General features: G+C 57.4%; 1 rRNA gene (running past one end of the window). It reads left to right on the top strand.

Features of this window, described 5'->3' with window-relative positions:
• Window positions 1-60: 60 nt before the first annotated feature.
• Window positions 61-1,329, top strand: a 23S ribosomal RNA gene (locus ACI2LW_RS33535) (it continues 1,599 nt past the right edge of the window).

The following is a 1,329-nucleotide window of genomic DNA, read 5'->3' as shown; positions in this document are numbered from 1 at the left end:
TCCGGGGTGATGGGTGGTTGGTCGTTGTTTGAGAACTGCACAGTGGACGCGAGCATCTGTGGCCAAGTTTTTAAGGGCGCACGGTGGATGCCTTGGCACCAGGAACCGATGAAGGACGTGGGAGGCCGCGATAGTCCCCGGGGAGTCGTCAACCAGGCTTTGATCCGGGGGTTTCCGAATGGGGAAACCCGGCAGTCGTCATGGGCTGTCACCCACTGCTGAACACATAGGCAGTGTGGAGGGAACGCGGGGAAGTGAAACATCTCAGTACCCGCAGGAAGAGAAAACAACCGTGATTCCGGGAGTAGTGGCGAGCGAAACTGGATGAGGCCAAACCGTATGCGTGTGAGACCCGGCAGGGGTTGCGTATACGGGGTTGTGGGATCTCTCTTCCACGGTCTGCCGGCCGTGGGACGAGTCAGAAACCGTTGATGTAGGCGAAGGACATGCGAAAGGTCCGGCGTAGAGGGTAAGACCCCCGTAGCTGAAACGTCAGCGGCTCGTTTGAGAGACACCCAAGTAGCACGGGGCCCGAGAAATCCCGTGTGAATCTGGCGGGACCACCCGCTAAGCCTAAATATTCCCTGGTGACCGATAGCGGATAGTACCGTGAGGGAATGGTGAAAAGTACCCCGGGAGGGGAGTGAAATAGTACCTGAAACCGTGTGCCTACAAGCCGTGGGAGCGTCGGAACAAGGCTTGCCTTGTTCTCGTGACTGCGTGCCTTTTGAAGAATGAGCCTGCGAGTTTGCGGTGTGTTGCGAGGTTAACCCGGGTGGGGTAGCCGTAGCGAAAGCGAGTCCGAACAGGGCGTTGGAGTAGCACGCTCAAGACCCGAAGCGGAGTGATCTAGCCATGGGCAGGTTGAAGCGGAGGTAAGACTTCGTGGAGGACCGAACCCACCAGGGTTGAAAACCTGGGGGATGACCTGTGGTTAGGGGTGAAAGGCCAATCAAACTCCGTGATAGCTGGTTCTCCCCGAAATGCATTTAGGTGCAGCGTCGTGTGTTTCTTGCCGGAGGTAGAGCACTGGATAGGCGATGGGCCCTACCGGGTTACTGACCTTAGCCAAACTCCGAATGCCGGTAAGTGAGAGCGCGGCAGTGAGACTGTGGGGGATAAGCTCCATGGTCGAGAGGGAAACAGCCCAGAGCATCGACTAAGGCCCCTAAGCGTACGCTAAGTGGGAAAGGATGTGGAGTCGCAGAGACAACCAGGAGGTTGGCTTAGAAGCAGCCACCCTTGAAAGAGTGCGTAATAGCTCACTGGTCTAGTGATTCCGCGCCGACAATGTAGCGGGGCTCAAGCGTACCGCCGAAGTCGTGTCAA

It is taken from the genome of Streptomyces sp. NPDC004065 (assembly GCF_044903565.1).
Lineage (GTDB): Bacteria > Actinomycetota > Actinomycetes > Streptomycetales > Streptomycetaceae > Streptomyces.
This window is presented reverse-complemented; position numbering and strand designations above follow the sequence as displayed.